Below are 25,764 nucleotides of genomic sequence, written 5' to 3' on the forward strand. Positions count from 1 at the left end.
CGCGTCTTACAAGACGCGCAAAGGACGCTGTAACACTTTTAAATGATGCATGTTCGTTGTCTTTCAAATGAATTCATTTGAAAGCGACATGCATTAGGAGTGGGCCTTTCTTTATTCTTAAACAGTTTGCGTTAAAGCGGGCAGCAGCTGTCTTGAGAGGAGTGGGGTGGTGCGTTTTTCAGCCACGGCAACCGGTGATCGCTTGCTGCCGACGCAGCTTGCCGAGCGCGCGCGTCCATGGCTTTCAAAAGTCGACAGCCTGTTCAGCGCCCGCGATGCACGCGGAGAGGCGGGCCGCAACGCGCTCATCGCCTTTGCCATCCGCATCATCAACGCCGTGATCGCCTTCTTCAGCCAGGTGTTTCTGGCGCGCTGGATGGGCGGTTTCGAATACGGCATCTATGTGCTCGTCTGGGTGACGATGATCATCCTCGGCAATATTTCCTGCCTCGGCTTTCACACGGCAATCATCCGCTTCATCCCCGAATACCGGACAAAAGGGGACGCTGCGGAACTGCGCGGCGTGAATATTGCCGGCAGGCTTTTCGTGCTCGGCACGTCGACGCTTTTCATGCTTGCTGGTCTTGTGGGGCTTCGTTTCCTCGAGCCTGTTATCGAATCCTACTACATCGTACCCTTCTATCTCGGCCTGATCTGCCTGCCGATGCTGGCGCTCAGCGACCTGCTGCAGGGTGTTTCACGCGCCAATGCATGGGTTATCTGGGCGCTGCTGCCGGCCTATTTCATACGCCCCGTGCTCATTCTGCTATTCATGGCGATAGCCGTTCTGACGGGCTACGCGCCCGACGCGAAAACCGCCATCGTCACGGCCATCATTGCAACTTACGTCACGACGCTCATACAGTTCGTAAGCATCACCACCCGCGTCGACAGAAACCTGCCCGCCGTCAAACCCCGCTTTGCGATGAAGCACTGGGTGAGTGTGTCACTGCCGATTTTCCTCGTCGAAAGCTTCTATTTCCTGCTCACCAATGCGGACGTCCTCATGGTCGGGCGCTATATGGCTCCAACCGACGTGGCCGTCTATTTTGCCACCGTGAAGACACTGGCATTGGTGCATTTCGTCTATTTCGCGGTGAAGGCGAGCGTTGCACAGCGCTATTCGGCCTATATGCATGGTGGAGATCGCAGCGGGCTTGCGGCCTTCGCTGCGGAAACCGTCAGCTGGACCTTCTGGCCATCGCTCGCCATGGGTGTTGTCGTGCTCGTTATCGGCAAACCGATGCTAATGCTTTTCGGCAGCGGTTTTACCGTCGGCTATCCTCTCCTCTTCCTGCTCGTTTCCTGTGTCGTCGCCCGCGCCGCTGTCGGGCCCGCGGAAAGCCTGCTCACCATGAGCGGCCACCAGAAGATCTGCGCCGCCATCTATGCCGTCACACTTGGTATCAATATCGGGCTCAACATGATCCTGATACCGCTATACGGCCTGTGGGGCGCAGCGATCGCCACGGGTATCGCCATTCTTTTCGAAGCAGCCACGCTTTCATTCACGGCCTGGCAGAAGCTTGGCATCCGCATGCTGGTCTTTCTTCCAGGCATTCGAAAGGAGTCCACCCCTTGAGTATCCCCCCTCTCCTTGAAGAGACAAGCGGCGGCGCGGTGGGCACTGGGAGCGATCAGTCTCGCGACGCGACGCTCGAACCCGATACGGATCGTCTTGCTTCTCTGAGCACAGAAGATCAAAAACGCAAGCTCGCCGTCTATCCGGCGTCAGCTGGCTTCGAACTCGTGGATGAGCTGGATTATCTGGCAGCGCGCTCGATCGAGACGAACATCTTCTTCAACCCCCGGTTCCTGGCACCGGCCATGCCGCGGCTGGAAGACCGCGAAGTCCGGCTTGCCGTAATTCGTGACGGAACGGAGGACCGCAGCCGTCTGCGCCTTCTCGTGCCCTTCACCGTCGAGCGCCCGGTTCTGCCCTTCAGCGTCCCCGTTCTGCGCACCTGGGCCAATCCATTCGGCCCGCTCGGCACACCGCTCGTCGACTACGACGATCCGGCCGGCGTGATAGAAGACTTCTTCGCCATGCTGGCCCGCCCGCATCTTGATCTTCCCGGGGTTTTCGTCCTCCCGGATGTCGGCCTCGACGGGGCCTTTGCTGCGATCCTGCGCACGGTGGTGGACGCACGCAACCTGCCCCTCCAGATCACCAACCGGGTCGAGCGCCCGACCCTCGAAAGCGCATTGGACGGCGACACATATCTGCGCGATTCGCTGCGCGCGCATCACTATCGCGAGTTCCGGCGCCTCAAGCGGCGTCTCGGAGAACTGGGCAATCTCGAGTACAAAATCGCCCGCCACCCGGACGAAGTGCGGCATGGCATCGAGGCCTTTCTCACGCTCGAAGCGTCCGGCTGGAAGGGGCGCGAGCGCTCGGCCATGGCGATCGACCGCTATCGGGCTGCCTTTGCCCGCGAGGCGGTTCACCGGCTGTGTGAACGCGACATGTGCCGCATCCACATGCTGACGCTCGACGATACGGTCATCGCCTGCCTGATCGTCTTCATTGAGAACGGCACGGCCTACACGTGGAAAACGGCCTATGACGAAGCCTTCGCCACATATTCTCCAGGCACGCTCCTCATGATCGAGGTCACGAAAACCCATCTCGATGACCCGAACATTGTCATGACGGACTCCTGCGCCGTGCCCGATCACCCGGTGATGAGCCGTCTGTGGGGCGAACGCCGCCCATTGGGAACGATGGTGGTCGGGCTCACCCCGGATGCGGATCGCCATGTTCGCAAGGCAGCGGCCCAGCTAGGCCTCGCGCGCCGCGTGCGCAATCGTCTGCGCATTCTGCGAAACCGCCTGCGCGGCTGAACCGACAGACGGGAACCATCCCGCAGCGCCACCCGTTCGCCTCACAGGGGCAAGCCTGATATATTGCCACAACACTGGAGGCCGGCCATGCGTTTCAAGACCTTTCGCCGAGACCGCGTTTCGAAGCCCATCTACAACTGGGCCCGCAAGATCATGCCGCCGATTTCGGAGACGGAACGGGAGGCGATCGATGCAGGAACGGTATGGTGGGACGGCGAACTTTTCACCGGAAACCCCGACTGGGAGCAGTTTCTGGCCATGCCGCCGGCGCGCCTTTCCGAAGAGGAACAGGCCTTCATGGATGGTCCGGTGCGCCAGCTCTGCGCCATGGTCGAGGACTGGACGCTCAACTGGCGAGACCGCGACCTTTCACCCGCCGTATGGGATTTCATGCGCAAGAACAAATTCTTCGGCATGATCATACCGAAAGAATTTGGCGGCCTCGGCTTCTCCAACACCGCCCATTCGGAGGTGGTGCGCACGCTCTCCTCCGCCAGCATCGTCGCCGGCGTGACGGTCATGGTGCCCAACTCGCTCGGTCCGGGCGAACTGCTCATGCATTTCGGCACCGACGCGCAGCGCAAGCACTGGCTACCGCGGCTGGCCGACGGGCGCGAAATCCCCTGCTTCGGCCTCACCTCCCCGCATGCCGGCTCCGATGCCGCAGCCATGACAGACACCGGCGTGGTGGAATACGGCACCTGGAAGGGCAAGAAGGTGCTTGGCCTTCGCCTCAACTTCCACAAGCGCTACATCACGCTCGGGCCCGTGGCCACCGTGATGGGTCTCGCCTTCAAGATGCAGGATCCGGAGAATCATCTGGGTCGCGGCGAGGATCTGGGCATCACCGTCGCGCTGCTGCCAACCAGCACAAAGGGCGTGCGTCACGGCGATCGGCATATTCCGCAGTTCACCTTCTTCCAGAACGGACCGCTCTATGGCGAGGATGTCTTCGTGCCGCTCGACCACATTCTCGGTGGCGAGAAGCAGATCGGTCAGGGCTGGACCATGCTGATGACGGCGCTCGCTGCCGGGCGCAGCATCTCGCTTCCCTCGCAGTCGGCCGCATCCGCCGCCATGTGCGCACGCGCCACCGGCGCCTATGCCCGGGTACGCACGCAGTTCAACGTGCCAATCGGCATGTTTGAGGGCATTCAGGAGCCGCTGGCCGAGCTGTGCGGCAATGCCTATCTCATCGACGCCGCACGGCGTACGACACTTGCGGCGCTGGACGAGGGCCACAAGCCCTCGGTCATTTCGGCCATCATGAAGTATCACGCAACAGAGCGCATGCGCCGTTCCGTCGAGCATGCCATGGACATTCACGGCGGCAAGGCAATCATAGACGGACCGAGCAACTACATGGGAGCGGCCTATCGCGCGGTGCCGGTCGGCATCACCGTGGAGGGCGCCAACATCCTCACCCGAAATCTGATGATTTTCGGTCAGGGTGCAATTCGCTCCCACCCCTATATGCTGGAAGAACTTCTGGCGCTCTCACACGAGGACAGGGAGGAAGGGCTCGATCTATTCGACGAAACCTTCTGGAAGCATGTCGGCCATGCTTTCAAGACCGCCGGTCGCGCCTTCCTGCGCGGCTGGACGGGCGGTTTCCTCAGCCCTGCGCCAAAAGGTGCGGCAATGCCCCACCACTGGAAAACGCTCTCGCGCCATTCGGCCGCCTTCGCGCTGCTGTCGGACTTCGCGTTGCTGACACTTGGCGGGTCGCTCAAGCGCAGAGAGATGCTCTCGGCACGACTGGGCGATATCCTCGCTGAACTCTATCTTCTGGGGGCCGTTCTCAAACGCTATGAAAGCGAGGGGCGTTTCGCTGAGGACAAACCAATCGTCGATTACCTCATGCAGGCTGGTGAAGCACGCATCGGCATTGCCTTCCGTGGTGTTCTCGACAATCTTCCCGCGCGGCCGGCTGCTTGGCTGGTGCGCCTGATCGCGTTTCCTGCGGGCGTTCCCAACCCGGCGCCTTCGGACAGGCTCATCACAAGGCTTGCCGAAATCCTGCTGAAACCATCGGAGCAACGGGAGCGGCTGACGCCGGACCTCTATCTCGGGCAGGGGCATGACGCACACCCGCTCAAGGACCTGGAACGCGCTTTCCAGCTTGTCGTCGACGCCGCCCCGATCAAAAAGAAGATGCGGGCCAAGAACATCAACGACGCACAGGAGGCCCACGATATGGACCTCATCAGCGATGCCGAATTCACACAGCTGCGCGAAGCGCGGGAAGCCGTAGAAAAGGTTATCGCTGTCGACGCCTTCCCCATGGAGGAGATTTCGGCAACGGCCGCGCAGCACAAAACAAAAAAGCCTGCCACGCGGCGCAAAACACCGCAGCGGCAGGCCGCTGAATAGAGCCGGAGCGAGCCGGCGTTAACGCGTCGGGACAGGCGTCTCGCCGCGATAATCGTAGAAGCCGCGCCCCGTCTTGCGACCAAGCCAGCCTGCCTCGACATATTTCACCAGCAGCGGGCAAGGACGGTACTTGGAGTCCGCCAATCCCTCATAGAGCACCTGCATGATAGACAGGCAGGTGTCGAGCCCGATGAAATCGGCAAGCTGCAGCGGACCCATCGGGTGGTTGGCGCCAAGTTTCATCGCCGTGTCGATGGCTTCCACGGTGCCGACGCCCTCGTAGAGCGTGTAGATCGCCTCGTTGATCATCGGTAAAAGGATGCGGTTTACGATGAAGGCGGGAAAGTCCTCGGCGACCGTGATCGTCTTTTCGAGGCTTTCAACAAAGCCCCTCGCCTTCTCGAACGTATCGTCCTCGGTGGCTATGCCGCGCACGAGTTCCACCAGCTTCATCACCGGAACCGGGTTCATGAAGTGAATGCCGATAAAGCGCTCGGCCCGGTCGGTCTGCGCGGCAAGGCGCGTGATGGAGATCGACGAGGTGTTGGTGGCGACGATGGCTTCCGGATTGAGCACCGGACAGAGCTGCGCAAAAATCTTGCGCTTGACCGTTTCATCCTCGGTAGCCGCCTCGATCACGAGGTCCATGTCGGCAAGCGCTTCCATGGTGGTGGCCGGTGCGATGCGCGCCAGTGCGTCCTGACGAACCTTATCCTCGAGTTTCCCTGACGAAACCTGGCGCGCCATGTTGCCGGAAATAGTCGCGATGCCCGCCTCGATCCGCTCGGCGGAAAGATCGTAGAGCTTTACGTTATAGCCTGCCAGTGCGGCGACATGGGCAATTCCACTGCCCATCTGACCCGCGCCGATCACACCCACTTTCCCAATCTTTCCAGTCATGTCGAAAACCCCGTGAGATGCGATGCGCATCTTTCGTCACTGTTGTTGCGCTGCAAACTAAATGGGAGGCGCAATGGCGTCTACCCCCGCGGTCAAAATCCTTCCCCGACATTCGTCCGGCACCGCCGCCTTTGAATGAGACCAAAAAAAGCCCCGCTCGAAAGCGGGGCTGTTGCCTGAGATTCCGGTGTTCTTGTTTGACTTAAAGCGCCTTTTCGAGCTCCGGCAGCACGTCGAAAAGGTCTGCAACCAGGCCGTAATCGGCGACCTGGAAGATCGGGGCTTCTTCATCCTTGTTGATCGCAACGATCACCTTGGAGTCCTTCATTCCGGCCAAATGCTGGATCGCTCCGGAAATGCCGCAGGCGATGTAGAGATCGGGCGCGACCACCTTGCCTGTCTGGCCGACCTGCCAGTCGTTGGGAGCATAGCCCGCGTCGACCGCCGCACGCGAAGCACCAACAGCGGCGCCCAGCTTGTCGGCAACAGGCAGGATGACCTCGTTGAATTTCTCTTCCGAGCCCAGCGCACGGCCGCCCGAAATGATGATCCTGGCCGAGGTCAGCTCCGGCCGGTCGCTTTCAGCGATGCGGTTTTCCACGAATGACGAGAGCCCGGCCTCGGCAGGAGCGTCGACGCTCTCCACCGCAGCCGAACCACCCTCGCCCGCCGCCTGGAAAGAGGCCGTGCGGACGGTGACAACGCGCTTGGCGTCGGTTGCTTCAACGGTCTGGATCGCATTGCCGGCATAGATGGGACGCTTGAAGGTCTTTGCATCGACCACTTCGATCACGTCGGACACCTGCATAACATCCAGAAGGGCCGCCACGCGCGGCATCACGTTCTTGCCGGTGGTCGTCGCAGGGGCGACGAATGTGTCGTACCCATCAGCCAGCGAAACCACGAGATCGGCAAGCGGTTCGGCAAGGCGTTCCGCAAGCGCATCGCTTTCCGCGACTAGCACCTTGCGCACGCCGGCGAGCTTCGCAGCGGCATCGGCGGCGGCTTTCGCCCCCTTGCCGGCGACCAGGACGTCCACATCGGAGCCGATCTGGCTCGCGGCGGCGAGCGCCTTGGCGGTCTGGTCGGAAAGGGTTTCGTTGTCGTGTTCGGCAACCAGAAGAATGGCCATCTTGTCTCTCCCTCTCCGCTTAAAGCACGCCGGCTTCGTTTTTGAGCTTATCGACCAGTTCGGCCACCGAGCCCACCTTGATGCCTGCCTTCCGGCCCGCCGGTTCCTCGGTCTTGAGCACCTTCAGCCGCGCCTTCACCTCGACGCCGTAATCGCCCGGCGCCTTGGTGTCGAGCGGCTTCTTCTTGGCCTTCATGATGTTCGGCAGAGAAGCGTAGCGCGGTTCGTTCAGGCGCAGGTCCGTAGTCACGATGGCCGGCAGCTTCAGTTCGACCACCTGCAGACCACCGTCGACCTCGCGGGTGACCCTGGCCTTGCCGTCGGCAAGCTCCACATCCGACGCGAAGGTGCCCTGGCTCCAGCCGAGCAGGGCCGCGAGCATCTGGCCGGTCTGGTTGGAATCGTCATCGATGGCCTGCTTGCCGAGGATCACGATCTCCGGCTTCTCTTCATCGGCCACGCCCTTGAGGATCTTCGCAACGTCGAGCGGCTCGACCGCATCGTCTGTCTTGACGAGGATTGCACGGTCAGCGCCCATGGCGAGCGCGGTGCGCAGCGTTTCCTGCGCCTTGTCCGGGCCAATCGAAACGGCGACGATTTCTTCGACCTTGCCGGCTTCCTTCATGCGGATCGCTTCTTCGACCGCAATTTCACAAAACGGGTTCATCGCCATCTTGACGTTCGTCAGCTCGACACCAGAGCCATCCGCCTTCACGCGGGGCTTCACATTGGCGTCGATGACCCGCTTGACCGGAACAAGGACTTTCATGCGCAATCACCTTCCATGGTGGACTTCGGTTCTGATGCTGGATACCAGCAGATGGACCCGCCGGTTGGCTGAATGCCGACATGTGCAGGGAAATTCAGAACACTCCTCCTCCCCCTCATGCGGCGTGCTGCCGGAGTTGGCGGGACCGTAGAGAGGCCTGACGTTCACGTCAATATGCAGAAATGCCCTATTGTCGCCCCCAGCGCGGTTGTTCGGTTTCAAGCGGGCGAGTGGCATCTGGTTTTTCAAGCTCCACCGCACGCGGTTTTTCCAGCCGCCGGTCGAAAAGGGGGACATCGCCGCGCTTCAGGATGAACACCAGAACAGCCCCAGCCAGAATACCGCCCGCATGAGCGGCCCAGGAAACCTGATTCTCCGTATCGATCACCAGCATCAGAAACTGAAATCCGATCCAGAGAGCGAGAAGAATGAAGGCGGGGATGCGAATGGGAATGCGCGCAAATGCCAGCACCCAGACTTTCACTCTTGGATGCAGGATCAGATAGGCAGCGACGATGCCCGCGATGGAACCGGACGCGCCAATGAGCGGAGCATTGGAATCCGGCGCAATGAAACCATGCACATAGGCGCCAGCAACAGCGCAGGCGAGATAGAAGATCAGGTATCGGAAATGCCCCAGCGCGTCTTCCACATTGTCGCCGAACACCCACAGAAACAGCATATTGCCACCCAGATGCATCAGGTCGCCATGCAGGAACGAATAGGTGATGTAGGTCAGCGGCTCCGGAACCAGATCGAGCTCCGGCGGCAGCACCGCCAGATCGTTGGAGACGGAGGGGATATAACCAAGACCGAGCGCGGCGGCGAATGCGAAATCCGTGCCCCCCACCGCTGTCACCAGATAGGCAATCACGTTGACCGCAATGATTGCCAGCGTGACATATTGCCGTTTTATGTGCCGCAGGCTGTTGGCATCGTACAGCGGTATGAACATCGGAGCCCTCTTTGCGGGCCCCGATCCCGGCCCGAATATCTCAGCGGTTCTGCCCGGGCACCCATAGCACGTCGAGCGCGCCGTTGTCATTCACGGCGCGTGAGGCAACGAACAGGAAGTCGGAGACGCGATTGATATAACGCATCGCAGCATCGCTGACGATTTCGCCTTCGACGTTCCGCAGTTCCACCATCAGGCGCTCGGCGCGCCGTGAAACGGTGCGCGCGAGATGCAGCGCAGCCGCGGCCGGTTTGCCACCGGGCAGGACGAACGACCGCAGCGGCGCCAGCCCGGCGTTCAATGCATCGATATCCGCTTCCAGCCGCTCAACCTGGCTCTGCACGATCCGCAGGGGCTCGTATTCCAGCACCCCGCCGGTATCCGGCGTGGCGAGATCGGCTCCCAGATCGAAGAGATCGTTCTGGATGCGCGCAAGCATCGCATCGATGCGCGGCTCCGTTTCCGCCAGATGAACACGCGCCATGCCGATACAGGCGTTCGCCTCATCGACAGTGCCATAGGACGTGACCCTGAGATCGGACTTCAGGCGGCGCTCACGCGAGCCGAGACCCGTCGTCCCGTCATCACCCGTGCGGGTATAGATCTTGTTCAGCTTGACCACGAGATCGCTCAGCCACCCTTTGAACGCGCATAGTAGAGCGCAAGCACGACGAAGACGATGGCGACCGCCTGTAGAATGACCCGGGCCTGCATGAGCTTGTTCGACGTGTTGGCCGAACCTCCGCGCATCATGTTCATGAGACCGCGGATGAGGACGATCACGACCGCCATCATCACAAGGATGGAGAGAATGTTGAAGACTGTGGACATGGCGGCTTTCTTCTCGGTTTCAGCCCTGGTTCGACAGGAAACGGTACAACATGCGCGCCGGAAGGAGCCGTTTCAATGCGACACCGATACGCGCCGGTGTGGTTACCACATAGTGCGGCCTTGGGCGCGGGGAAAGGAGCGCATGAGAAAGCCGCGCATAAACCGCCTCCGGCCCGAGCTTGAATCGTGATTTCACGCCACCCTGCCGCAGGCGGGCGAGCTGCGCCTTGTAGGCCTCCCTATGTACGGAGTTTTCATGGTCGATGTAGCGCTCGAACCATGGGAGCCCATTGCTGGCGATTTTGGACTCGATGGGTCCCGGTTCAATCAGGGAAACGTGGATGCCCGAGCCCTCAAGCTCGGCACGCTGGCACAGCATCAGGCCTTCGAGCGCATGTTTCGAGGCCGCGTAGGCACCGCGGTATTTGATGGGGATGAGGCCCAGGATCGAGGAGCAATGAACGATGCGTCCATGCCCCTGCCGCCGCATCACCGGAACCAGGCGCTGTGTGAGATCGTGCCAGCCGAAAACATTGACCTCGAACTGGTGGCGAAGCGCTTCCACCGGAAGATCCTCGACGGCGCCGGCCTGAGCGTAGGCGCCATTGTTGAAAAGTGCATCGAGTGAGCCGCCAGTGCGCTCCAGCACGTTCTCCACAAGCGCGGCGATTGATTCGGGCTCCGCATAATCGAGATAGAACGGCTCGATACCTTCCTGTTCAAGGAGCGCCCGGTCCTCCGTCCGCCGCACCGTTGCAAACACACGCCAGCCGTCCCTGCGTAGCGCGCCAGCACACCATGCACCTATACCGGAGGAAGCGCCGGTGATCAGAATCGTGCGATCCGTGCCCATGAATTTCCTGTCAGCACTTGTCTATAAGTGTCACGGTTTCACATATTGGCCGATGTGAAACAACAAGAAGAAGCATCGAGAACAGCGAAGGGAAGAACCGTGCGCGGACTGAAAGCCACCAGACGCATCATCGGCGATGCGCTCGGGCACTTCAACACCGATGACGGCTGGGCCATGGCCAGTCACGTTGCCATTTCGGCGCTGATGGCCCTGTTTCCATTCCTCATATTCGCCACCGCGCTGGCAAGCTTTCTTGGCGCAGACGCATTTTCACAGCAGGCCGTCGACCTCATATTCGATACGTGGCCGAAAGAGGTCGCAGAGCCAATTGCGCGGGAAGTCCACAATGTGCTTGGCGTGCGCCGCAGCGATGTTTTGACCTTCGGTGTCGTGCTGGCCGGTGTGTTCGCCTCCAATGGCGTGGAGGCGCTGCGTCTGTCCCTCAACCGCGCCTATCGGGTCAGTGAGAAGCGCTCGATCTTCCGCCTGCGTGCGCAAAGCCTGTTTTTCGTGCTCGTCGCAACGCTTGGCTTTCTTGCGATCAGCCTTCTGCTTGTCATCGCACCGGTGGCGCTGCGCATCGCCGCCAGCAATCTCGAATGGATCGCCCCCTATGTCGGCACCATCACCTTCTGGCGCTACGTCATCGCACTGACCGTGCTTATACTCGCCCTGATCTCGGTCCACCTCTGGCTGCCCGCCGGCCGACGCAGTCTCTGGGATGTGCTGCCGGGCGTCGTCTTCACGCTTTTCGGATCATTCATCGGATCGAGCCTTTTCGCCGCCTATCTCGGGCGCTTCGGCAGCTACGCAAGCACCTATGCCGGCCTCGCATCGATCATGATCGCGGTGGTGTTTCTCTACATCATCTCGGCCGTGTTCATTCTCGGCGGAGAACTGAATGCCTCAATCAAGCGCTACCGGGAAGCGCGCGCCGTGGCCGGAGCCGGCTGACGCGGCGTACGGCGGGTGGCAAGGGCCACGCCGAACGTCGTGATGGCCATGCCAACAAGCTGCACCGGCGTCAGGGTCTCATTAAAGAGGAACCATGCCATAAGCGCCGTCACCGCCGGCACGAGATAGAAGAGCGAAGCGACCCGTGCCACCTCGCCTTCTCGAATGAGGATCATCAACAGGAAGATCGCGCCCAGCGAAAGCACGAACACCAGCCACGTCATGGCGAAGACCAGTTCACCGTTGAGCACGAACTCCTGTGTCTCGATCAGCAGCGAAACGAGGAACGTCACCGCCCAGCCACCGACATATTGATAGAGCGTGACGGTCACGAGATCGGCGGTCGCAACAAAGCGTTTTTGCCAGACGGTACCGACGCTCATGGCGATCACCGCCACAACAGCCGCGCCAATTGTCGCCACTGTCACGCCGCCGCTGATGGAGCCGAATTTCGGTGAAAGGACCGTAACAACGCCAACCAGTCCGACGAGGAGACCAAGCCAGTGCTTTCCGGTCACCTTCTCTCCCAGGAACAGTCCCGCGATCACCGCCGTCAGCATGGGCTGAAGTCCCACGATGAGCCCGACGAACCCCGCCGGCAACCCATGGCGCACCGCCCAGAAGACGCCGCCCAGATAGACCCCGTGCATCAGCACACCCGCTACTGCAGCATGAAACGCGTTACGCGGGCCGATTGCCTTCGCATTCACCATCGGAATGATCAGCAGCAGGACACCAAAAGTCAGGGCGCAACGCACCCACAAAAAGGTGAAGGGCTCGGCCCACGGCATTGCGTAGCGCGCACCGATGAAACCGGTCGCCCAGAGCAGGACGAACAGGGCCGGGATCGCCCTTGTGAAATCGTTCATCGGATGTGTCCCTGAATACGACGGCGCGGTGATCAACCGCGGCTTTATCAGCCTCACCCCCGGCAAGGAAAGCGAAACATTTCCATCGTAGGATCAATGAAAGTGATCCAAGGCGCCGCCGGGGGATGCGCACATGCTGATGAAACTGGATACGAGTTGGCTGATTTTCGCGCTCGTCGCCGTCACGATGATTGCCTACATTCTCTCGCTCGGTCTCGACGCCGCCATGAAGGACGACGGGTTCGGCGCGATGGGCAATGCCATGATCATCACCGCCGCATTCTTCGGCACCATCTATCTGGCGAACCAGCGGGGAGTTCGGTTTTCGAGCCTTACTGAAGGAGGAACCGCCGGCCTTGGCGGCGCTTTTGCAGCGCTCCTTGTCCTTGTCATCGTCAAGGCGGTTCTCAGACGGCTGAGCTAGGGTCAGGCGCAGGAGCGCCAATCATCCGAGCTATGTCACCCGGCGTCGCACCGCTCTCGCGCAACGCGGCAAGGCTTGTATCGCCCCGGCTCTTGGAGAGTTTGCGGCCATCATCGTCCAGAACAAGGTCATGATGATGATATTGCGGCACCGACAGACCCAGCAGTTCCTGAAGCACACGATGCACGGCAGTCGCGTGGAAAAGATCGCGCCCACGCACTACATGCGTGACGCCCTGCAGCGCATCGTCGACCACCACCGATAGATGATAGCTTGCCGGGATTTCCTTTCGCGCGATCACGACGTCACCCCAGCTGTCCGGCATTGCCCGCACACGGCCCGTTTCCCCTTCCGGCCCCTGCCCTGCCTCGTTCCAGTCGAGCGTGTTCCCGACATGGTCGATGGCCGAGGCCATGTCGAGTCGCCATGCAAAGGGCGCGCCCTCATCGATCAGCGCCCGGCGCTCCCGTGCACTCATATGGCGGTCTTTCCCGGGATAGACCGGCGCACCATCCGGGTCGCGCGGCCAGCGCTCGCCACCCGCCTCGTACTCGGTGATGCGCGCCCGCACCTCCCCCCGGCTCATGAAGGCCGGATAGACAAGGTCCGCGTCGATCAGCCTTTCAAGAGCCGCACGGTAATCGTCAAAATGATCCGACTGTCGGCGCACCGGCTGCTCCCATTGAAGGCCAAGCCACACGAGGTCGCGCAGCACGCCACGCTCCAGTTCGGGCGTGCAGCGGGTCACGTCGATATCTTCCATGCGCAACAGGAAGCGCCCTCCCGTCTCCCGCGCCATTTGCTGGTTCAAAAGCGCCGAATAAGCGTGACCCAGATGAAGCTGGCCATTCGGGCTCGGTGCGAACCGGAAGACCGGGCGTGTCATGAGTGATGCGTGAATCGGGTTGCGGTCGGCATGTGACGATTGCTACGGCTTTCTTCTGCGCTCGGCAAGAACAGGCCACACCAACCCAATGAAACGCATAGACACGGACGCGGACATCCTGCAGGCACTCGAGGCTCTGGTTGCAATCGATGCCCGCCTTCAGGCCGTGCGCGACTGCGCCGGCGACATTCCTCTGAGGCGCAGCGCGCCCGGCTTTGCAAGCCTTGTTTCCATCATCCTGTCGCAGCAGGTTTCGCGTGCCAGTGCCAATGCCATCGAAGCCCGGCTGATCGGGCTTATCAATCCGCTCACGCCCGATGCCATTCTTGCTGCGGGCGAGCAACCGCTGATCGCCGCTGGCCTGTCGCGCGCCAAGCAGCGCACAGTCCTGGCACTCGCTCGGGCGATCGTGGAAGATGGTTTCAACCTTGAGACCCTGTGCGCACGCGACGCCGGTGAGGCCATCACCAGCCTGACGGCGATCCACGGGATCGGCCCCTGGACAGCGCAGGTCTATCTTCTTGTCTCCGCCGGTCATCCCGATGTGTTTCCATCCGGCGATGTGGCCCTGCAGGCGGCCGTGGCGGACGCCCTTGGGTTGCCTGAGCGGCCCGATGCAAAGAGCCTCGCGGGTCTGGCCGAATCATGGTCGCCGCTTCGGGCCGTCGCAGCACGCCTGTTTTGGGCCTATTATCGTGAGATGAAGGGCGCAGAAGCGGCTCCGTTGCCCTGACGGGAGTAAAAAACTGCGAAAATCCAGATGTTTGACGTGTCATAAAGCAAAATATGCGCTTCACATTCCTGTCACGGCAGGCTTACAGTATCCGCATCGATCGACTTGGCCAGTTGAAGGAGCTTCAAGGACGTGACGATCGCGGCTTCGCCAGACAGCATGCCTGCTCTGGTGCTGAATGCGGACTACAGACCGCTCAGTTACTATCCCTTGTCACTGTGGTCGTGGCAGGATGCCATCAAGGCAGTCTTCCTCGACCGGGTCAACATTGTTGCCGAATACGACCAGCAGGTCTCGTCCCCCTCATTTGCGATGAGACTGCCGAGCGTTATCAGCCTGAAAACCTATGTAAAACCGTCGCGCTACCCCGCCTTTACACGTTTCAACGTGTTCCTGCGCGACCGTTTCCAGTGCCAGTATTGCGGCACTCGCGAAGACCTGACCTTCGACCATGTCATTCCCCGCCGTCTTGGCGGCGTTACCTCCTGGGAAAATGTGGTCGCGGCCTGCTCGCCCTGCAATTTGAAAAAGGGCGGTGTCATGCCCGCCCGCGCAAAGATGTGGCCGCAGCAAAAACCCTATCGCCCCACCGTGCACGACCTGCACAACAATGGGCGCCTTTTTCCACCCAACTATCTGCATGAAAGCTGGATGGATTACCTCTACTGGGATGTCGAGCTGGAGCCGTAACGCGCCGGTCGCTGCTTCAAGCGGATGAACGGAGCGATATTCGGTCCGATGCTCTAGCGTTTGAAGGCCGCCCGCAGGGCGATGAACGCCCACAGGGCGCTCGCGAGAACGTTCCAGCCGGCAAATGAAAGCCCCAGGAAACGCCCCGCGGCCTCACTGCATGATGGCGGGATCACCGCGTTAAGCTGGTCGAGCAGATTGCCGCCCAGGTTCTGGCCGGCCGCACCGGCGCCGCAGTCGGCCGGACCTTCCCACCATTTCCATTCGACGCCCGAATGATAAATGCCAAGGGCCATGCCATAGAGCATCAGCGCGGCGCCGACGAGCAGCAGTCCCCGGGTGACAGGCGGCGGCGCTTTCAGCCATGAAGCCAGGAGTGCAAGCAGCATCAGCGGCACACCGATATAATAGGGCGTGCGCTGCTCAAGACACAGCATGCACGGAATGTACCCTCCGATATGCTCGAAACCGAGCGCTATGCCCACGGTTACAGCCAGGCCGACAACAAGCAGTCCGGCGCTCAGGGTCTGGGTAACACCGGTGGGAGCGGTAAGGGACATGAAGGGCCTCTAGAAAACGTATCGGATGGCAACGAAACCGCCGATCAGCAAAACCATGAAAAGGGTGAAAAGAAGGCCAAGGTTCTTCTCAATGAACACCCGGATCGGGGCGCCGAACCTATAGAGCAGCCAGGAAACGAGGAAGAAGCGCATGCCCCGCCCGATCACCGAGACGACGACGAAGACCAGGAGATTGAGCCCGGTGGCGCCCGAAAAGATCGTCAGCACCTTGTAGGGAAACGGTGTGACCGCAGCGAAAAGCACACCCCAGCCACCCCATTCATTGTACCAGCCGGCCACCTGCTCAAATGCATTCTCCTTGCCATAGAAGGCCAGGATCGGCTGCCCGACGGTCTCGTAAAGAAAAGCCCCGATCGCGTAGCCGAGAAGCGCGCCAAGAACGGAGCTTATGGTGCAGATGAATGCATAGCGCAGCCATCTAGCACGCTCGGACAGGACCATGGGGATCAAGAGAACGTCCGGCGGAATGGGAAACACCGAACTCTCGATGAAAGACACGGAACCCAGGGCCTTTTCCGCATGCCGTGTGGCAGCGAGCGACATGGTCCAGTCATAAAGTTTGCGAAGCATGGAGGGTCCTCGATGAGCGGTTTTGTCTAGCCGCTGCAGCGCTCCGACGCAACGGCGATGGTGAAAGACGTGGCAGGTCTGACGATTTGCCATGCGAAGTGTTGACGGAAGCCCGCTTCCCCGTATAGTCCGCACCTGTCCGGCCGTTCGCGGCGGGCCCCTGTGGCGGAATTGGTAGACGCGCTCGACTCAAAATCGAGTTCCGCAAGGAGTGCTGGTTCGATCCCGGCCAGGGGCACCACTTTCCCCGGAGCATCGTGGTGCGGGACAGGGGGAGGATTGGCACGGCAATGCTTGAACGGCGCGAGAGCTATCGGCAGCTTTACGACGGGTTCCGCTGGAACATTCCCAAGACCTTCAACATCGGGACCGCCATCTCAAACGCATGGGCTGCGCGCGCCCCCGATCGCATTGCCCTCCTTGAACACCGCCCCGACGGCAACCCCGCAACGCTGACCTATGGTGACTTCGCCGCGCGGTCGGACGCGCTCGCCTCGGGATTTGCCAGGGCAGGACTGGGGCGGGGGGACCGGGTGGCGCTGCTGTTGCCGCAGTCATTCGAGACCGCAATCGCCCATGCCGCGATCTACAAGCTTGGGGCGGTGGCCGTGCCGCTCGCCCTCCTCTTCGGCGCGGAGGCCCTCGAATACAGGCTTTTTACGGCGGGCGCGGCAGCCGTCATCACCACGGGGAGCGGCCTTGCAAAGGTCGCGCATATCCGCGACCGCCTGCCGGCGCTGAAGCTCGCGGTCTGCGTCGATGGCGCCGGGGCGGGGGCGCTCGATTTTCACAGGATCGTCGCCGACAATCACGGCCGTTTCACGCCGGCCGACACTGGCCCCGACGATCCGGCTATGATGATCTTCACGTCCGGCACGACAGGTCCACCCAAAGGCGCTCTGCACGGGCACAGGGTTCTGCTCGGACACCTGCCTGGCGTGCAGTTTCACCACGAGTTCCTACCGCAGGACCGCGACCTCTTATGGACACCCGCCGACTGGGCCTGGGCGGGTGGCCTTCTCAACGTTCTCTTACCCGGGCTTTATCTCGGAACAACGGTCGTCGCCGGACGGTTTGAGAAATTCGACCCCGAAACGGCGCTCGGCCTCATGGAAAAGATGAAGGTACGCAACGCTTTCATCCCGCCGACGGCGCTACGTATGCTGAAGGCGGTATCGGGGATCCAGAAGCGGTTCGATCTTTCATTACGCACCATAGGCTCTGGTGGAGAAGCCCTCGGCCGCGAAACATTCGAGTGGGCGCGGGGCGAACTGGGCCTTCACATCAACGAGTTCTACGGCCAGACCGAATGCAATCTGGTCCTCTCTTCCTGTCATGCACTGAAAGTCGGCAAGCCCGGCGCCATCGGCCTTCCCGTTCCCGGCCACCGCGTTGCGGTCATCAATGGTGAAGGCAACCCCGCGCGCGTCGGCGAGCCCGGCGACATTGCCGTCCTGCGGCCCGATCCCGTGATGTTCCTCGGATACTGGGAAAACGAAGCGGCAACCCGCGATAAATTCATCGGCGACTGGATGACCACGGGCGACCAGGGCATCCGTGACGGGGAAGGCTATATCCACTTCGTCGGGCGCGATGACGATGTCATCACCTCGGCCGGGTACCGTATCGGACCGACCGAGATCGAGGACTGCCTGACCGGCCACCCCAAGGTCGCTCTCGCTGCAGCCGTCGGCAAGCCTGATCCCGTGCGCACGGAGATCGTAAAGGCCTACATTGTTCTTCGTGAAGGAACGGAACCCAGCGAAGCGCTGGCGGAAGAAATTCGCCTGTGGGTCCGCGAGCGCCTCTCGGCCCACGAATACCCCCGTGAGATCGCCTTCGTCGAATCCATGCCGTTAACGACGACCGGCAAGGTGATCCGCCGCATATTCCGGGAACGCGCGAGAAGCGAATAGGCCGGCACGTCTGGCGTCACAACACCGGCATCGGCAGTCAGGCTGCGTAGCGTCTGCGCTTGTGCTCGTCGAGGAAGCCGGGGATGTCTCTGGCAAGGATGGGCTTGCTGAAGAGATTGCCCTGCGCCTCGTCGCATCCCATCGCGCGAATGATGCGCAACTGCTCCTCCATCTCGACACCCTCCACGACGGTGGTCATGCCAAGCGTAAAAGCCAGATTGACGATGGTCTGAACGATGGCTGCCTGGTCCGCGCTCTTGGTGATTTCCTTGATGAAAAGACGGTCGATCTTGACCTTGTCGAAGGCAAATTTCTGCAGGTAGCTGAGCGATGAATAGCCAGTACCGAAATCGTCGAGCGATATCCGAGTGCCAAGCTGCCGCAAACGCCGCAAATCCGCATGCAGTTTCCGGTTGTCTTCAAGCAGAAGTGTTTCCGTGATCTCCAGCTCCAGCCGGTTTGCCGGTGTATCGGTTTCCACAAGAACGCGCGCAACGGTCTCGACAATGTCATCCCGCTTGAACTGCATGGGAGACAGGTTGGCGGCAATGCTGATGTCGTCAGGCAGCGACTTCATCTCCATGCAGACCTGTCGCAGCACCCATTCGCCCAGTTGAACGATGGCACCCGTATCTTCTGCGATCCCGATGAACTCGTCCGGAGAGACAGGCCCGTGAACGGGATGCGTCCACCGCAACAGGGCTTCGAAAGTCGTGACCTTGTTTGTTCCCAGCCCGATGATCGGCTGGAACACCAGGTGGAACTGCTCGTCCAGATTGGCAGAGCGAAGCTCGGCCTCAAGTGCCCTGCGCCGCTGCAGACGCTTGTTCATGCCCTCTTCATAGAAGCGGAATACGCCTCGGCCGTCCCCTTTCGCCTGATAAAGGGCCACATCGGCCTGCATCAGAAGATCGTCCGCGGCCTCATGGTCAGGGTCGGCAACGGCAATACCGACACTCGCTCCGGTAAGCACCTGATGCCCCTCGATTATGTAGGGATCGTCGAGCGCATCGATCAGCCGCTTGGCGAGGCTGCTCGCCTGTTCCGGCTTCTCGACATTTCCCTGAACGACGACGAATTCGTCACCGCCGAGACGCGCCACCGCATCCGTCTCACGCACGGTGTTTCGAATGCGACCAGCCACCGCACGAAGCAAAGCGTCGCCGACGGGGTGCCCGAGCGTGTCGTTGATGCTCTTGAAGTTGTCGAGGTCGACGCACATTACCGCCGTTGAGAGACCGCGTTCATTGCTGCTGGCAAGGATTTCCTCCAGTTGCTCGCGCATCATCAGACGGTTTGGCAGATCGGTAAGCGTATCGTGGCGCGCCATGTAGGCGACCTGAGCCTGCGCCTTGTGGCGTTCGGTGATGTCCTCATAAGTTGCAACCCAGCCGCCGCCGCGCATGGGCTGATGCGAAATCAGGATCGTCCGCCCATCGCGCAGTTCCTGCGTCAGCGTATCGGAGCGATTCTGCTCGATCAGCCTCGATTGCAGTTGCGCGACTTGTTCTGCCTCGTCTTCCCCGCTGGCACCAGCCTCCACCATGTCGCCGATAAGCTGGTGCAGAGAGGTGCCGAGCCGGAGCTGCTCCTGTGTCAGCCCGTAGATGCTTTCCATTTTCTGGTTGCTGACGATAAGCCGTCCTTGTGCATCGAACATGCACAGGCCGTGGGACATATTGTTCAGGGCCGTGTTGAACAGCAGGTTCTGGGTGATCAGTTCATCGTTGGCGCGACGGGCGGCCTGCGCGCTTTCGCTCAGTTCCGCACTGGTGCGCAGCAGGTCTTCATTGGTTGCCTTGAGCCGTTGCTGAACACTGATCTGCAGCCGGTGCTGCCATCTCAGCATGGCTATGAACACAAACCCGGTTATGACAAGCGAAAGTGCCAGCGCCGAGAACAGCCAGTGGAGCCTCAGAAGCTCCCCCTGATCCTTTGCCTGAGCTGTCGCACCATATTCATTGGCCTTGGAAGCAAGAGCAACCATCTTGCTTTCCAGCGGCGCCGTGAGATCAAGCGCGATTTGCGCGTTCTCGGGCCTGTCAATCTCGCCGATAAACGTGCCGATCTGCTGCACTGCCGAAGCCAGTTGATCAACCGTTTCCCTGTTTTCGGGCACCACGGAGACAAAGTTTATGAACTCGCCCTGCTCGAACAGACTGAGCCTGCTCATCAGGATCTGATACCGCAGTTCCACGTCCTGCCTGCTGGCCTGTGGAGGTTCGACCAGCATCGCGGTGAGCCTCTGGCGAAAGCGCAAGAGCTCATTCATGCCCTGGCTCGCGCTATAGGCGATGTTGTAGCGGAATATCTGCGTTAGCGCTTCCTGACGCTGAAAGACCAGGACAGAGATGTAAAGCGCCGCAACGGCAAGCGCGATCATGCCGACGGACAGCACCATCTGCACCACGCGCGATGCCGTGCGGCGCCTCATTTTTCTTGTCTCCAGGTCCGACATGGGCAAGGCCTGTCAGACGCTTACCGAACGGTAAAGCGTCGAACCTGCCATACAGAACGCGAGAAATACTTCTGCGTGTTCAGTTCCGGGTCGGAATCATATGGATACACGATGAACAAAGGCCCCTTATCGCTAATCGGCATGTAACTCCCGTCCCGCTTATACGCGAGAATGGTGCCGTGCTCGGCGAAATCCGCGATCGGAACCGGCGCCTGATAGTCGTTGAGTGCCGTCACAACCAGTTCGTCGCCATCGGCCTTGACCAGGGTCATCAATTCGGAAAGGAGAGCCCCTTCGAATTCGACCGCGTCATCGAACCAAGGGGTGCTTGTCCGGATCTTTGCGGATTTCAGGGCCTCAAGCATTGCGAGATCGAAATCGGCAACACCATCGCCATTGGTTGCGCCGATGTTGCCGTCAATCGTCAGGATGACATCCCCCTGCGGCTTCTGCAGAGTAGCGTCCTGTGCGAAAGCGGGGACAATAAACGAGAAGAGCAGCAACGTCGCCGTCGCAACCCAACCTCCCACGAGCTTTTTATTGTGCATTTTTCAGCCTCTTTAGTGGCGTAAACTCCAACGCAGTCCACAATAGTGCCGGCTAACCAACAACAGGTTAACGGCGCGGCCACTCGACACAGACGCTGCTGATGATTGACACGCTCCGCAGCCAGTGCCAAAGCTCTAAGCCAAAAGGACTATACAATAGACAGGCCGGCTCGCATAACGGTCGTGAGTCCAGATCTCTCCCAATGCGATGCAACGCGGGAGAAAAAGCACCCAGAACCAACAAATGTATTTGCAGATCAGGGGTTTAGGAAGTGGAAACGTACAAGGAATTCACCTTCGAGGCAGCGCATAAGCTGGAGCCATATTCCGGCCTCCACGGCCATTCCTTCAAGGTCTCCGTCCATCTCGTCGGCGAGCCGGACCCGGTCTTTGGCTGGGCTGCCAATCTTTACGAAGTAGAGAAGCAGATCGACGAGATTCACAAAATTCTCGATCATACCTACCTGAACGATATCGAAGGCCTTTCCGTGCCGTCGCTCGAGAACCTTGCCAAGTGGATTTACGACAGGCTGGCCGAGAAATCCCCTGCCCTTCAACGTGTCGAACTGAAGCGCGGCGCCGAGGGCCAGGCGGAAGGCTGTGTTTATCAGCCGGCCAAAGCTGCCTGACGGGCCCTCGCCGTCCTCGCATGGCCAATAATATCGCTTCGGGGAGCCATGGCTCCCCGATTGAGTTTATTGCGGTTCTGCAAGAGCAGCGTCGATCAACCGCTCAGCGTCCGAACTGCCCCACTCCGCCGGACCGTTCATGTGCGCAAGCAGGCATCCGTCTTCACCGATTAGCAGCGTGACCGGCAAACCGAGCGCCAGCCCCTGGCTTTTAAGGTCGTTGAAAATCTTCATCGAGGCATCACGGTAGTAGCCCAGGGCTTCAATGCCTGTCTCTTGAAGAAAGGTGGTGGGCTTTTCATCATCGCCACGATCGACATTCACCGCCACGACTTCGAATGCGTCCGACCCCTTTGCTGACTGCAGTGCATCCAGCGCCGGCATTTCCTCCCGGCATGGCGTGCACCAGGTGGCCCACAGGTTCATCAGCATAACCCGGCCCGAAAAGTCAGCGACGGTCATCGCTTCTCCATCGGGCCCGTTGAAGCTCAGAGTTTTGAGCGAACGCGGCGGGTCGGCTGCGAGCATCGCCGCGACATGCCCTGTTGCCGCATCGCCCACCGCTTTGGCCTTTACCTGCTTTGCAGAACAGGCTGCGTTGTCGGCTTCAGCGACAATCGGCGTCGCCGCCATGTTGCCATCCAGCCCGCCCTTCACGTATACCGCAATCGCACCCGCGATGGCGCCCGCAGCGACAGCCAGGACGACCAGACGGAGTGCCGGGAATTTTTGTTTCTGCTTCGACATTCTTCTTTCCACACTAGCGCCCGGTTATCATGATGAGCGAAGACCAAGCCAGCAACCGCATGTGGGGTGGACGTTTTGCCTCAGGACCCGATGCCGTCATGGAGGCGATCAACGCATCCATCGGCTTCGACAGGAAGCTCTACGCCCAGGACATCCGCGGCAGTCTGGCCCATGCCGCAATGCTGGCGAAGACTGGCATAATTTCGGCGGAAGACGAAAAAAAGATCGTTCACGGGCTGAACACGATCCTGTCAGAGATCGAGGCCGGCAAATTCACCTTCTCGGCACAGCTCGAAGACATTCACATGAATGTCGAGGCACGCCTGGCAGAGCTGATCGGCCCCACTGCCGGGCGCCTGCACACCGCGCGCTCGCGCAACGACCAGGTGGCACTCGACTTCCGTCTCTGGGTCAAGGAAGAGCTGCAGCGCATCGATGCCGCGCTTGGCGGCCTGATCGAAGCGTTCCTCACCCGTGCCGAAGAGCACGCCGCCAGCGTGATGCCGGGCTTCACGCATCTCCAGTCGGCGCAGCCGGTGACGTTCGGCCATCACATGATGGCCTATGTCGAAATGTTTGGCCGCGACCGTTCGCGCGTGCGCGACGCCATTGAGCGGCTGGATGAGAGCCCGATCGGCGTGGCTGCCCTTGCCGGCACGGGCTTCCCGGTCGACCGCCACATGACGGCGGAGGCGCTCGGCTTCCGCGAGCCGACACGCAACTCCATCGATACCGTCTCGGATCGCGATTTCGCCCTTGAATTCATGTCGATCTCAGCCATCTGCGCCACGCATCTTTCCCGGCTGGCCGAGGAAATCGTCATCTGGTCGACGCCGCAGTTCGGCTTCGTGCGCCTGTCTGATTCCTTCTCCACCGGCTCCTCGATCATGCCGCAGAAGAAGAACCCGGACGCCGCCGAGCTGATCCGCGCCAAGACCGGCCGCATCAATGGCGACCTGATCGCGCTGCTGACGGTGATGAAGGGCCTGCCGCTCGCTTATTCCAAGGACATGCAGGAAGACAAGGAAGCCGTCTTCGACGCTGCCGAAACACTCGACCTGATGCTGGCCGCGATGACCGGCATGGTCGGTGACATGGAGGTCAACACCACCGCCATGAAGAAGGCCGCCGGAGCCGGCTTCTCCACCGCCACCGACCTTGCCGACTGGCTGGTGCGTGAAGCGGGCCTGCCGTTCCGCGAGGCGCATCACGTGACGGGCCGCGCCGTGGCGCTCGCCGAGGAAAAGAAGTGCGGGCTTGAAAAACTTGCGCTGGAAGACCTTCAGGCGATCAACCCGGCCATTCACGATGGCGTTTTCTCGGTGCTGTCGGTCGGCAATTCCGTGAAAAGCCGTACCTCCTATGGCGGAACGGCACCTTCGGAAGTGCGCCGTCAGATCCGTTACTGGAAGAAACGCCTGAAACGGGATGCAACGCCCGCCAAAAAGCGCTAAAACGCAGCGCACGCACTTTCGAGGAATGGAACGCTCATGACGGCCCGCCGCACGCTCACCCTTGTCATGCTCGGCCTCGCGCTTGGCCTTGCCGCCTGCGGGCGCAAGGCTCCGCTTGATTCGCCTTACGAGGCGGCATTGGATGCACGCAAGGAAGCAGAACGCAACGACCAGCCCGTGCCGCCGGCGCCGGAGAAACCGGTTGAGGATCGTCCCTTCATTCTCGATGGTCTTCTCTAGAACAGAGCCAAAAGGGCCTGCGCCGCGCGGCGGCGCAACCCCGCGTCCAATCGCCCAGCCGAAAGTATCCTGCCGTGAATCATTTCGAGTATCGTGACGGCGTCCTGCACGCCGAAGACGTGTCGGTGCCCGCCATCGCGGAAGCCGTCGGCACCCCGTTCTACTGCTATTCCACGGCAACGCTGACGCGTCATTACCGTGTCTTCTCGGAAGCCTTCGAGGGGCTGGATTCGCTCGTCTGCTACGCCATGAAGGCAAATTCCAACCAGGCCGTGCTAACCACGCTCGCCCGCCTCGGCGCCGGCATGGATGTGGTCTCCGAAGGCGAGCTGCGCCGCGCGCTGGCCGCCGGCGTGCCTGCCAGCAAGATCCTGTTTTCCGGTGTCGGCAAGACCGCGCGCGAAATGGACTTCGCGCTCCAGGCCGGCATTCTCTGCTTCAACGTCGAATCGATGCCCGAGCTTGAACAGCTCTCGTCCCGCGCCACCACGCTGGGGCTGACGGCCAATGTCTCGCTGCGCATCAACCCGGATGTCGACGCGAAAACGCACAGGAAAATCTCCACCGGCAAGGCCGAGAACAAGTTCGGCATCGGCTGGAAGGATGCCCGCGCCGCCTATGCGCAGGCCGCCGAGCTTCCGGGCCTGAAAGTGTCCGGCATCGACATGCATATCGGCAGCCAGATCACCGAGTTGCAGCCCTTTGACGATGCTTTCGCTCTGCTGACGGAGCTGACCGAAACCCTGCGCGCCGACGGCCACGCCATCGAGCATGTGGATCTCGGCGGCGGCCTTGGCGTTCCCTACGCGGAGGATGGCGACCAGCCGCCCCTGCCCGACGCCTATGCCGAGGTCGTGCGCAAGCACATGAAGAAACTCGGCCTGAAGGTCATGCTCGAGCCCGGCCGCCTGATCGCCGCCAATGCCGGCATCCTCGTGTCGGAAGTGGTTTATGTGAAAGAAGGCGAAGCGAAGAACTTCGTCATCGTGGACGCGGCGATGAACGACCTCATCCGCCCCACGCTCTATGAAGCCTTCCATTCGATCAGGCCGGTTGCCGAAGCGCGGCAGGATGCGGGAACCATGGTTGCCGACGTGGTGGGCCCGGTCTGCGAGACGGGTGACTATCTCGCGCTGGACCGCAGGCTCCCCGCACTCAAGGCTGGCGATCTCATCGCCATAGGCTCCGCGGGTGCTTATGGCGCTGTCCAGGCGAGCACCTATAATTCGCGCCCACTGGTGCCCGAAGTGCTCGTCAACGGCGACCGGTTCCATGTGATCCGGGCCCGCCCCAGCCACGAAGAGCTTATCGAACTTGATTCGATACCCGACTGGCTGACAGACTGAAATCGCAGGGCGCGCGGATCACAATTTCGCGTGCCGCCTCGCCTTCGCCCGGTTTGCTGCTA

At 60.9% G+C, this 25,764-nt stretch carries 26 protein-coding genes and 1 tRNA gene; 13 read left to right on the plus strand and 14 right to left on the minus strand.

The window, feature by feature from the left end; all coding sequences use genetic code 11:
* The first annotated feature begins 169 nt into the window (after positions 1 to 169).
* The 3 genes from BLW55_RS08470 to BLW55_RS08480 all read left to right on the plus strand — a co-directional run bounded on the left by BLW55_RS08470 (position 170) and on the right by BLW55_RS08480 (position 5,217).
* Positions 170 to 1,582, plus strand: coding sequence for a lipopolysaccharide biosynthesis protein (locus tag BLW55_RS08470; RefSeq protein ID WP_177175057.1), 1,413 nt, complete (start codon positions 170 to 172; stop codon positions 1,580 to 1,582).
* Positions 1,579 to 2,844 (plus strand): GNAT family N-acetyltransferase, encoded by a 1,266-nt coding sequence (locus BLW55_RS08475; protein ID WP_090328227.1) that lies wholly within the window; start codon positions 1,579 to 1,581, stop codon positions 2,842 to 2,844. Before BLW55_RS08470 ends, BLW55_RS08475 begins: the two co-directional genes overlap by 4 nt.
* 87 nt (positions 2,845 to 2,931) lie before the next feature.
* Positions 2,932 to 5,217: an acyl-CoA dehydrogenase gene (locus BLW55_RS08480; protein ID WP_090328230.1), complete on the plus strand. Its 2,286-nt coding sequence runs from the start codon at positions 2,932 to 2,934 to the stop codon at positions 5,215 to 5,217.
* 18 nt (positions 5,218 to 5,235) lie between these two features.
* Here BLW55_RS08480 and BLW55_RS08485 read toward each other — a convergent pair whose 3' ends face one another.
* The 7 genes from BLW55_RS08485 to BLW55_RS08515 form a co-directional block, all read right to left on the minus strand.
* Positions 5,236 to 6,117, minus strand: coding sequence for a 3-hydroxybutyryl-CoA dehydrogenase (locus tag BLW55_RS08485; RefSeq protein ID WP_007008813.1), 882 nt, complete (start codon positions 6,115 to 6,117; stop codon positions 5,236 to 5,238).
* 202 nt (positions 6,118 to 6,319) lie between these two features.
* Entirely contained in the window at positions 6,320 to 7,249 is a 930-nt protein-coding gene (locus BLW55_RS08490; RefSeq protein WP_007008812.1) for an electron transfer flavoprotein subunit alpha/FixB family protein, read from the minus strand.
* A gap of 19 nt (positions 7,250 to 7,268) precedes the next feature.
* On the minus strand, positions 7,269 to 8,018 hold the full coding sequence (locus BLW55_RS08495; protein WP_007008811.1) for an electron transfer flavoprotein subunit beta/FixA family protein: 750 nt from the start codon (positions 8,016 to 8,018) through the stop codon (positions 7,269 to 7,271).
* A gap of 187 nt (positions 8,019 to 8,205) precedes the next feature.
* Complete coding sequence (locus tag BLW55_RS08500; RefSeq protein ID WP_007008810.1) at positions 8,206 to 8,973, minus strand: rhomboid family intramembrane serine protease; 768 nt, start codon at positions 8,971 to 8,973, stop codon at positions 8,206 to 8,208.
* Positions 8,974 to 9,013: 40 nt separating this feature from the next.
* Positions 9,014 to 9,595, minus strand: a complete 582-nt coding sequence (locus BLW55_RS08505) for a cob(I)yrinic acid a,c-diamide adenosyltransferase (protein WP_007008809.1) — start codon at positions 9,593 to 9,595, stop codon at positions 9,014 to 9,016.
* 8 nt (positions 9,596 to 9,603) lie between these two features.
* Positions 9,604 to 9,804, minus strand: a complete 201-nt coding sequence (locus tag BLW55_RS08510) for a twin transmembrane helix small protein (protein ID WP_007008808.1) — start codon at positions 9,802 to 9,804, stop codon at positions 9,604 to 9,606.
* Between the two features lie 19 nt (positions 9,805 to 9,823).
* Complete coding sequence (locus tag BLW55_RS08515) at positions 9,824 to 10,657, minus strand: SDR family oxidoreductase (RefSeq protein ID WP_007008807.1); 834 nt, start codon at positions 10,655 to 10,657, stop codon at positions 9,824 to 9,826.
* Positions 10,658 to 10,756: 99 nt separating this feature from the next.
* On the opposite strand from BLW55_RS08515, the gene BLW55_RS08520 reads away from it, so the two are divergent.
* A complete protein-coding gene (locus BLW55_RS08520; RefSeq protein ID WP_025029216.1) occupies positions 10,757 to 11,611 on the plus strand; it encodes a YihY/virulence factor BrkB family protein in 855 nt (284 codons plus the stop codon).
* Here BLW55_RS08520 and BLW55_RS08525 read toward each other — a convergent pair.
* On the minus strand, positions 11,575 to 12,480 hold the full coding sequence (locus BLW55_RS08525) for a DMT family transporter (RefSeq protein ID WP_090328232.1): 906 nt from the start codon (positions 12,478 to 12,480) through the stop codon (positions 11,575 to 11,577). The genes BLW55_RS08520 and BLW55_RS08525 overlap by 37 nt on opposite strands.
* A gap of 133 nt (positions 12,481 to 12,613) precedes the next feature.
* Between BLW55_RS08525 and BLW55_RS08530 the strand changes: the two genes are divergently transcribed.
* Positions 12,614 to 12,904, plus strand: coding sequence for a hypothetical protein (locus BLW55_RS08530; RefSeq protein WP_025029214.1), 291 nt, complete (start codon positions 12,614 to 12,616; stop codon positions 12,902 to 12,904).
* On the opposite strand, the gene gluQRS is transcribed toward BLW55_RS08530, so the two are convergent.
* Complete coding sequence (gluQRS, locus tag BLW55_RS08535) at positions 12,888 to 13,790, minus strand: tRNA glutamyl-Q(34) synthetase GluQRS (RefSeq protein WP_007008804.1); 903 nt, start codon at positions 13,788 to 13,790, stop codon at positions 12,888 to 12,890. The genes BLW55_RS08530 and gluQRS overlap by 17 nt on opposite strands.
* 88 nt (positions 13,791 to 13,878) lie before the next feature.
* Between gluQRS and BLW55_RS08540 the strand changes: the two genes are divergently transcribed.
* Both BLW55_RS08540 and BLW55_RS08545 read left to right on the plus strand, forming a co-directional pair.
* Entirely contained in the window at positions 13,879 to 14,523 is a 645-nt protein-coding gene (locus tag BLW55_RS08540) for a DNA-3-methyladenine glycosylase family protein (protein ID WP_090328234.1), read from the plus strand.
* A gap of 132 nt (positions 14,524 to 14,655) precedes the next feature.
* Positions 14,656 to 15,213: an HNH endonuclease gene (locus tag BLW55_RS08545; protein WP_065818220.1), complete on the plus strand. Its 558-nt coding sequence runs from the start codon at positions 14,656 to 14,658 to the stop codon at positions 15,211 to 15,213.
* A gap of 53 nt (positions 15,214 to 15,266) precedes the next feature.
* On the opposite strand, the gene BLW55_RS08550 is transcribed toward BLW55_RS08545, so the two are convergent.
* Entirely contained in the window at positions 15,267 to 15,773 is a 507-nt protein-coding gene (locus BLW55_RS08550) for a disulfide bond formation protein B (protein ID WP_090328237.1), read from the minus strand.
* A gap of 9 nt (positions 15,774 to 15,782) precedes the next feature.
* Positions 15,783 to 16,364 carry a YqaA family protein gene (locus tag BLW55_RS08555; protein WP_090328240.1) on the minus strand — a complete coding sequence of 194 codons (582 nt, stop codon included), beginning with the start codon at positions 16,362 to 16,364 and terminating at the stop codon, positions 15,783 to 15,785.
* Positions 16,365 to 16,520: 156 nt separating this feature from the next.
* Between BLW55_RS08555 and BLW55_RS08560 the strand changes: the two genes are divergently transcribed.
* Both BLW55_RS08560 and BLW55_RS08565 read left to right on the plus strand, forming a co-directional pair.
* A tRNA-Leu gene (locus BLW55_RS08560) sits at positions 16,521 to 16,605 on the plus strand.
* Between the two features lie 49 nt (positions 16,606 to 16,654).
* The gene (locus BLW55_RS08565; RefSeq protein ID WP_090328242.1) at positions 16,655 to 18,280 is read left to right on the plus strand and encodes an AMP-binding protein; all 1,626 of its coding nucleotides are present in this window, start codon (positions 16,655 to 16,657) and stop codon (positions 18,278 to 18,280) included.
* A 37-nt stretch (positions 18,281 to 18,317) separates the two neighbouring features.
* Here BLW55_RS08565 and BLW55_RS08570 read toward each other — a convergent pair whose 3' ends face one another.
* Together BLW55_RS08570 and BLW55_RS08575 are read right to left on the minus strand one after the other, a co-directional pair.
* A complete protein-coding gene (locus BLW55_RS08570; RefSeq protein ID WP_036539288.1) occupies positions 18,318 to 20,714 on the minus strand; it encodes a putative bifunctional diguanylate cyclase/phosphodiesterase in 2,397 nt (798 codons plus the stop codon).
* Between the two features lie 44 nt (positions 20,715 to 20,758).
* Positions 20,759 to 21,286, minus strand: coding sequence for a putative pterin-binding protein (locus tag BLW55_RS08575; RefSeq protein ID WP_007010088.1), 528 nt, complete (start codon positions 21,284 to 21,286; stop codon positions 20,759 to 20,761).
* Positions 21,287 to 21,558: 272 nt separating this feature from the next.
* Here BLW55_RS08575 and BLW55_RS08580 point away from each other — a divergent pair, with 272 nt between their 5' ends.
* On the plus strand, positions 21,559 to 21,915 hold the full coding sequence (locus BLW55_RS08580) for a 6-pyruvoyl trahydropterin synthase family protein (protein WP_007010089.1): 357 nt from the start codon (positions 21,559 to 21,561) through the stop codon (positions 21,913 to 21,915).
* Between the two features lie 66 nt (positions 21,916 to 21,981).
* On the opposite strand, the gene tlpA is transcribed toward BLW55_RS08580, so the two are convergent.
* On the minus strand, positions 21,982 to 22,662 hold the full coding sequence (gene tlpA / locus BLW55_RS08585) for a thiol:disulfide interchange protein TlpA (RefSeq protein ID WP_090328245.1): 681 nt from the start codon (positions 22,660 to 22,662) through the stop codon (positions 21,982 to 21,984).
* 32 nt (positions 22,663 to 22,694) lie between these two features.
* Between tlpA and argH the strand changes: the two genes are divergently transcribed.
* The 3 genes from argH to lysA all read left to right on the plus strand — a co-directional run bounded on the left by argH (position 22,695) and on the right by lysA (position 25,702).
* On the plus strand, positions 22,695 to 24,116 hold the full coding sequence (argH, locus tag BLW55_RS08590) for an argininosuccinate lyase (protein ID WP_040665461.1): 1,422 nt from the start codon (positions 22,695 to 22,697) through the stop codon (positions 24,114 to 24,116).
* Positions 24,117 to 24,152: 36 nt separating this feature from the next.
* Entirely contained in the window at positions 24,153 to 24,356 is a 204-nt protein-coding gene (lptM, locus tag BLW55_RS08595) for an LPS translocon maturation chaperone LptM (protein WP_007010092.1), read from the plus strand.
* Positions 24,357 to 24,430: 74 nt separating this feature from the next.
* The gene (lysA, locus tag BLW55_RS08600) at positions 24,431 to 25,702 is read left to right on the plus strand and encodes a diaminopimelate decarboxylase (RefSeq protein WP_090328246.1); all 1,272 of its coding nucleotides are present in this window, start codon (positions 24,431 to 24,433) and stop codon (positions 25,700 to 25,702) included.
* Positions 25,703 to 25,764 lie beyond the last annotated feature (62 nt).

The sequence above is a fragment of the Nitratireductor aquibiodomus genome (assembly GCF_900105565.1).
GTDB lineage: Bacteria > Pseudomonadota > Alphaproteobacteria > Rhizobiales > Rhizobiaceae > Nitratireductor > Nitratireductor aquibiodomus.